At 62.0% G+C, this 6,914-nt stretch carries 4 protein-coding genes and 2 pseudogenes; 2 read left to right on the top strand and 4 right to left on the bottom strand.

Features of this window, described 5'->3' with window-relative positions:
* Nucleotides 1-769: 769 nt before the first annotated feature.
* Both ACIP98_RS41585 and ACIP98_RS41580 read left to right on the top strand, forming a co-directional pair.
* Nucleotides 770-2,851, top strand: coding sequence for a hypothetical protein (locus tag ACIP98_RS41585; RefSeq protein ID WP_401982000.1), 2,082 nt, complete (start codon nt 770-772; stop codon nt 2,849-2,851).
* A 224-nt stretch (nt 2,852-3,075) separates the two neighbouring features.
* A complete protein-coding gene (locus ACIP98_RS41580) occupies nt 3,076-3,465 on the top strand; it encodes a transposase (protein ID WP_401981999.1) in 390 nt (129 codons plus the stop codon).
* Here the strand turns inward: ACIP98_RS41580 and ACIP98_RS41575 are convergent.
* The 4 genes and pseudogenes from ACIP98_RS41575 to ACIP98_RS41560 all read right to left on the bottom strand — a co-directional run.
* Nucleotides 3,415-3,600 (bottom strand): annotated as a pseudogene (locus ACIP98_RS41575) (XRE family transcriptional regulator); the annotation flags it as partial. The gene ACIP98_RS41580 and the pseudogene ACIP98_RS41575 sit on opposite strands and share 51 nt — an antisense overlap.
* A 368-nt stretch (nt 3,601-3,968) precedes the next feature.
* Nucleotides 3,969-4,337, bottom strand: a complete 369-nt coding sequence (locus ACIP98_RS41570; RefSeq protein WP_401981997.1) for a fic family toxin-antitoxin system, toxin component — start codon at nt 4,335-4,337, stop codon at nt 3,969-3,971.
* Between the two features lie 730 nt (nt 4,338-5,067).
* A complete protein-coding gene (locus ACIP98_RS41565) occupies nt 5,068-5,298 on the bottom strand; it encodes a hypothetical protein (RefSeq protein WP_401981994.1) in 231 nt (76 codons plus the stop codon).
* Between the two features lie 385 nt (nt 5,299-5,683).
* A pseudogene (locus ACIP98_RS41560) lies at nt 5,684-6,054 on the bottom strand (transposase); the annotation flags it as partial.
* Between the last annotated feature and the right edge of the window lie 860 nt (nt 6,055-6,914).

The raw sequence follows: 6,914 nt of genomic DNA, 5'->3' as shown, positions 1-6,914 counted from the left end.
GGCCGCCCACGATTTCCGTGGAGGAGGTCGAGGCGGTCGTGGTGGCCACGCTGGAGGAGATCCCGAAGAACGCCACGCACTGGTCACGCACGTCGGCAGTTGTCGTGCCATCGCGAACAGCGTCTCTTTGCGTTATCGATTCATCAAAATTTAACACATCACCGTTAAGAGTTCGCATGAATGGCGTTCATGTCATTTTTTGATGATCTACTTGAGAGTGGCTATTTACGTGAGATTTCGCCTCTACCGAAATCGAGACTATTACTGGAGGATGAATGTCGACGCCAACGCCTAAGCCGCCCCCTTCGCCTGGCCCCCCGGACGGATACCGAAACTACCCCGGCGGGATACCGAACGAACATACTCCCCATATTTCTGATTACTCGCCACACAACTTCGCGGGCCACCTTTTCGTTGACTTCGAAATATTTCGACGATCTATCGAAAAGATGAGGAACGCGGCTTCGTTGGCCGAGGGAATTTCCAATTACGTGAAATCTGGCGCTTCCACTACAGGGCGAATCGTGCCAATCTGGGGCGATGATCCTGTGCTTGGAAAGCCATTCGAGGGGATTTTTATTCCGCATAGGCGTGAACTTATTGAAGCATTCCCGAAACTAGCAGATTCCTTGCATATAATGGCGGATAATCTTACCGAAGTGCTCGCTTCTCTCCGTGATACTCAAAGCGACGCTTACGAAGACATACGAGTGGCCAACTCGACATATGTCAATTGGCAACGTTAAATACTCCGAAGGGCTAAAATTTCATGCCTGACCTGGTCGGCACCCACCACATGACGACGGAAATGCAGAATCTTATTATGATTCTAACCGGAAACAAGTGGCCTACCGGGTACGAAGCCGGACTCCTGGCAGAAGCTCACATGTGGGAAGATTCCGCGAAGAAGGTTGGCGAGCTCCGAGGATTGCTCTCCGAAGCAAGAGACGCCCTGCGGTGGGCTGTGGATCGAAGCCAGCTTGATGAGGCGGATAATTTCTTCGATGGCCTGATCGAAGGAGACGGTGAAGGGCTGATCGACCAAATTGAGGAAGCAGCGCACGTAGCGGACAAAATGTTTCGCGAACTAACGGGCCAAATTATGCTGCTACGCACTGAGATTATTGGTGCAGCCGTGGTCCTTCTGGTTCAATTGGCGATCGATAGCGTCACCTGGTTTTTCGGAGGGGCAGGGGCTGCTGTTGAGCATACTTTGGCTGCTCGTATTTTGTGTCGGGAATTCATGGAACAAGCGTTTAAGTACATGCTCAGTCGGATGATTGAGTCGGTCGCTGCGACGGTGGGGTGGCTAACGGTAGGAAATATCCGCGTCATGGACAAAGGTGTGGGGACTGCTTGGAATCCCGAAGAATACAAGCGTGCTGCACTGTACGGCTTGGTCGGTGCACCCGTTGGATTCGGCATGAACCTGCTGGGAATTTCAGTACTACGCAATTTTATCAAACCGCTGGGTCGCGATGTATCATCTAAGATAGGGGCCCATAATTTGAAGACGATTACCAAGGTAGTCAATCTTCCGAGGCGGGAAATTAGGCTGAATGCGGGAAAGTTCGGCTCAGGATTCCGTGACTTCGCATGGAGCACAGGATGGGGTGCAGTCACAGGAATGACAGAGGCTGCGGTACAGGATGCCATGTTTGGGCTGCACGGAGATCATATCAATGGGGCGGCCAACGGTGCGTATAACGGATTCTGGGGATGGCGTCATAGCGCCATGGGCGGGAAAATTCCACTGGGACCGTCCGAATGGTTCGAGGAGTCATTTATCCAGCCGAGACTTATGGCGAAATACCGATCAGCCCATGCTGTCCGCGTGGGGGCTATATCAGTCAACGAGCGTTTGGAATCTCCGAGAGCGAGTGAAAGTATTCAAACTGAGTCCCACACCCCAGTCACCCCCGACCACGCAGACGCCACACCCCAACCCCCAATACACGACACCCCTCCCACTGACCCACCACCCCCCTCCCACACCCCAGTCACCCCCGACCACGCAGACGCCACACCCCAACCCCCAATACACGACACCCCTCCCACTGAGACCCGAAGCGGCGGAGCCTTGGAACATGCAGCGCTGTCAGGTCAAGTGCAGGAGCCAGTGTCTACTCCGAGCGCCCTCCTCCCGCACCTTTTGGCGGCTGAACCTTTTGCGTCAGCATCAAGCGGCACGGCTCCGAATGGTTCTCCAGGGCGCGAGGTGCCGTCGTCGGGTTCACCTGTTCTCAGCGGTGGTATAAGTAAGCAGAATAATTTCTCGGTGCCGGCCCTCCCGAAGGAGGAAGGAGCCGCTAACGATTCCGGGCCAGAAATCAACCATGGTGCGGGAGGACTTGAAGATCCCGTCACCTCGTCAACGGATGGTCACCCGGGCAAGGTGGATACAAGATCGCTGCCGGCTCATCAGGTGGAGGAACCCGACTCGTCTGCCGCCGAGGCTGCTCACCTCACGCTGTCGAACGAGTCCGCACCAGCGGCGCATCCGGTCGCGGCAGTGGTCCCATCCAGCAACGCAGGCGAACCACGCATCGGAGACCCGTCCGATAGCCTGGTTGCCGAGTCGACGAAACGCCCGTCGACACCATTCAATCATAAGACCTTCGTAGACCCGGCGCTCGGGACGACAATATCTGCCGATCACGGCAGGACCCATGCTCCGCATGGAACACGCGGGCAAGAACCTGCGTCCCCCACTACCACCACCGACCGGGCAAATTTCTCGGCCGAAATACCGAACCTGGCAGAAATCGTGTTCTTGAAAATGCAAGGAAACAGACACGTTCCGACAAGCAGGGATCACACAGCTGGCGTGATGGAGGATGGGGATCTTTGAAAAATGGCTCGGCTGTAATTCCGTGAAAGATCGTGACTGTACTCCCGTTGGCGGGACCTCTCGTTACCCCGAGTTGGCGTCGCGATGGACCTGCCCGGGCACCAGTCGACCGATGCTGCCGGATCATCGGGGTCGCCCGGCAGAATTAGGGTCCGTTGCGAAAGTGGATCTTGGGGTCGAGAAGGATCACCCGTTGTGGGACGTGGTGATCTGACGGACAAGCAGTGGACCCGGCCGGAGCGCTGCTGCCGGTGGGTAAGAAGCCAGGACGGCCGCCGACGTGGACGCGTCGGCAATTGATCGACGGCATACGGTGGCGCACTCGGGTGGGTGCTCCGTGGCGGGACGTGCCCGAGCGGTACGACCCGTGGGACCGGGCCTACAACCTGTTCCGGCGCTGGCAGCGTGTTCGCACCTGCAAGCGGATCTTCGAGCAGTTGCAGGCGGAGGCTGACACAAAAGGCTTGATCGCGTGGGACGTCAGTGTGGATTCCACCATTGCCCGGGCGCATCAGCACGCTGCTGGTGCGCGTAAAAGGGAGATCTCCAACGCGAGCCACCGCGCGGGGCGCCTTGAGCTGGCCCTTGACGTACCGCTCCACCGTCCGCTGTGAGATCCCGAGCAACTCGGCTACGGCGCGGGTGCCCTTGAGCTGTTTGACCAGGTACCGCATGCGGGCGGGAGCGGACTGGGGAACTGGGCGGGTGAACGCATTCTGCACAGCCTTGTCCAGGCTGTCCTGGAGCATTCCTATCGGCCGATTCCTTCCCTCCTCCAAGAGTTCGATCTCTACGCGCGCCGCGAATGCTCTGCTATTGGTCCAGTGGCCATCGCGGCACCCGGCAGCGGTGATCCTGAGTTGGCACCCCCGGGTCGGAGACCGTTGGCGTTGCTGCGCCCAGCCCGCCTCGGCCTGCTCTGTAGGTGCCAGCCGCTGTCGTATGCCGCCAGGTCCCCGAGACATCTCGGGGACCTGGCGTGACATGGAAGGGTTATCCGAATGGCATCCATGCCGTGGCCATACAGGCCAGGGTCAGACTAGCGATACTGACACGGGGAAGTGCCCAAGGGGGCTGTCAGCAACACCAGGGCGGGCGACCCTGGCCCGCTCGACTGTCACGACGGCCAGGATCGCAGCACGCTGACCACGCTCTGCACCGTGCAGTCCTCCCAGCGCAGCTCGTCGACGAGGACGCCGATTTCTTCGCGACCGGGCTTGACGGTGCGGCCGGCGGCCTGAAGGTAGGCGACGGCAACTGCGTTGGCGACGGTCATGTTGGAGCGTTCCAGCCAGCGCAGCCCCAGGGTGTGGGCGAGGGCTGCGGCACGGGAGAGGGTGCCGCATTGAACGCCCTGGTCGAAGACTTGAACCTTGTGCCGGTTGACGGCCGAGAGCGGTACGCCGAAGTCCTCGGGGGCGGGATAGTCCGGTCCGGCGTTACGGGCGACTTCCAGGATCCAGCCGAGGTCAATCGCGAGGTGCACGGGCGCGCTCCTCAATAAAATCTCCGTGGTCGGCGATGACCGCCGTGGCGGACGTGAGGAAGGCCCACGGTGAGATCGGGCACATCCCGCCCGTCGAGTACGAAGCAAACCACTACCTCAACACCACGGATCCCCAGTTCACACCCAACATCTGAGATCTCTACCGAAGCCGGACCGGTCACCTACAAGAGGGGTTAAAGGCTCGACCCCGCCCCGTAAGTCGGCTGCAGTCAGCTTGGCCACAGGAAGGGCCTGCCCACCGCGAGAGCCGACACCGGCCTGCAGGTGCACCTGGCGGACAGCCTCCAGCAGAGCGCTCCGGGACGCCGGGGCCGGCCGGCGCTGCGAGAGCGCCCGGCGTTCCCGTTCGGTAATTCCGACCCAGATGCCGTCCTCGATCCGGTGCTCCCGTGACTGGACCAGTCGCCACCACACGATCCGGCTCGGCAACCAGGGGCTGGGGCCTTCAACACGGTACGGGGGCGCTTCGTCACCACCATGGGACCGCGCACGGGCGGGGGCCCGGGCTCCCGCCGAGCTGCCCCAAAAAACCAGGCCGCTCATCACCACACCGACGGGTACGTGCAGGAGCGGGGCTCTCCGCCCGCGGCCAGCGCCGTCAACACGGCATTCAGCCACCGCTGACCGGACGGAACGACACCCACACTGGTCGGCCGGCCAGCACGACACGGAGACAGCCAGAGCGGAAAGCCCCCTTGAGGTCAGACGCTCAGCCACTCCCCCACCGGTGCGGATCCGCCCCGCGCCATTCCACCCAGCGCGGGTCGTCCACCACCAGGTCCGGATCCGGCAGCCCGGCCGACCGCAGGATCAGCAGCAGGTAGGGCTCGGAGAACGCCGTTCCCACATAGTCGTCCTCCCCGCAGTCGGCGCGGTGCATTGTCACCAGCCGGCCGCCCCGCGGCGACGGACCGTGCACCACGAACCACGCATCATCCACCCCTCCAGCCTGCCGCACGCGCAGCCCCGGTGCGCGATTGAGCGCCTGGGCACAAGCGCACTACAGCAGCCGCGGGGCACCTGCGCCTTACCGTGGCGTGCCACACGCACCCGCTGAACAGCACGTGGATACTCGTAACAAACAGCGTCTTATCAGGGGTGTCCTGCCTACCACCGCCCTGCGGTCGCCCCCTCCGCGGCGGGACCAACGGCGCTCGCCGGACCGCATCATCTGGCAGGTGCTGACACCTCCCGGCTTCGTCGAAACCACTTGCCACCCTCCCGGCACCTCCCGGTTCGGGTTGCCCCAGCTTCACCGCCCTGCTGCGACAGGGCCGCGAAGGTTTCTCACCGCCACACGCTCAATCAACGCCCCACGTGCGCACATGCCGCAGATGCAACCTGCCGGTGACCTGCACCGCGTTAGGTCACGGAGACGTCACGGCAGACGACCTCAACGCCCGGATGCTGGCGCAGCCGCGCTTCCAGCGTGTCGGCGGTGCGGTCGGAAAGTACGTCGACCGGCTCATGGTATTCGCCGTCGATCACCACGGTGCGATAGCGGTGCCACCGACGCAGAGCGAAGTCGTCGACGCCATCACGCGGGGCGTCCGCCCATGAGCAGCAGGATGCGCAGCAGGGCGCGCAGGGCCGTGTGACGAGACAGGCCCGTCGCGCCTATCACCAGCAAACGTGATCCCGCACGGCCCTCTATGGGTACCGACCCAAGGCGCACGGTAACCGCACAGGTGAGCCGCGTACGCTGTATCCAACCACCGCGACTGCGAAACCGTCGCATCTCGTAGTCGCGTAGCAACTTCGCAGCTCAGCAAGGTTGTCCCGGCATGGGCGGGGGATTTTCGCACTCGTGCTGCTCCGCCATGCCCATCTTCGCGTTGTCCCCGCATGAGCGGGGGTATTTCGACGTGCGTAAGTTCGCTGGACATCACCTTCAAGTCGTCCCCGCGTTGGCGGGGAGTGTCACCCCGCCCACGCCGCGGCATACGAGCGCTGAGGTCGCCCCCGTGATGCCACGGTGGCATAGCACTGCCTGCTACAGGGCCTCCAGGGCGTCCCTGGTGTCGTTGACCGGCTACCAGACACAGGTCGCCCTGCGACGCAGCGGCAAGAATCGCCTCGCGCCCTCCTGAAGTACCGCGAGGTCCGCAGCCTCCAGTTCGCCGCAGCCACCGCCTTCGAGGCTGCCAGGCCCGGCGCACCGCCGTCCTCAGGGAGATGCTGAGCGCCGCCGTGGTCGCCAGCCAGTGAGGTGACGGTCCGCGACGACAAGAATCGCCGGAACTGACGACGCCCTGATCGAGTGCCGATCTCAGGACCATCGATAGGACTCAAATCGGGTCGAGTGAACAGGACTGCCACTCGGCCATCCCGTCTATGACCTTGTCCGTGATCATATTGACATCTCCAAGCGAGGCCGCGCGTGGACAACGACAGGACACAATGAGCCTTTTCAGCGAGGCCACCGATCGGGTGACGGTCGGCCGGTCGGCGACTCGTGCAGAACGGACGAGGCTCCTCGACGGTTGAGCGAGATGTCTGACGTCTCAACTCTTCTGCCGGGGAGCCCCGTTGGTTACGTATCCTGCCGCACTGGAC

It is taken from the genome of Streptomyces sp. NPDC088354 (genome assembly GCF_044753585.1).
GTDB lineage: Bacteria > Actinomycetota > Actinomycetes > Streptomycetales > Streptomycetaceae > Actinacidiphila.
This window is presented reverse-complemented; position numbering and strand designations above follow the sequence as displayed.